Genomic DNA, 295 nt, shown 5'->3' with positions numbered 1-295 from the left:
GTTCGGCGAACCAGCGTTCGTCGGGTAGCGGGGACGCGTTGCCGCGCCCCCGCCCCCTCAGAACCGGCCGTGCCCGATCCGGGCAACCGGCTCAAGCAAGCCCTGAAGGCTCACAGACCGTCAGAAGTGCTGTGCTCGTTGCCATCACCGGTTCCCCGGCGGTAGCAGTGGGCGTGTACGAGATGCGGCGCGGTGCGTTTGTCCGGTGTGCCAGCCCCCGTGGTGGCGGTGATCGCGTGTTTGCGGACCGCCTTGCGGGTGGCCACCAGCCACAATTCCCACTCCTGTGGGCTTT

1 protein-coding gene is annotated in these 295 nt (G+C 68.1%); it reads right to left on the bottom strand.

Annotated elements, in window-relative coordinates:
- Positions 1-110: 110 nt before the first annotated feature.
- Positions 111-295 (bottom strand): hypothetical protein (locus AZG88_RS53910; protein ID WP_231914129.1); only part of this gene is annotated, 185 nt, incomplete at its 5' end.

The sequence above is a fragment of the Rhodococcus sp. LB1 genome (assembly GCF_001583455.1).
Classification (GTDB): domain Bacteria; phylum Actinomycetota; class Actinomycetes; order Mycobacteriales; family Mycobacteriaceae; genus Rhodococcus_F; species Rhodococcus_F opacus.
Note: the sequence above shows the minus strand (reverse complement) of the source record. Positions and strands in the feature narration are given on the sequence as shown.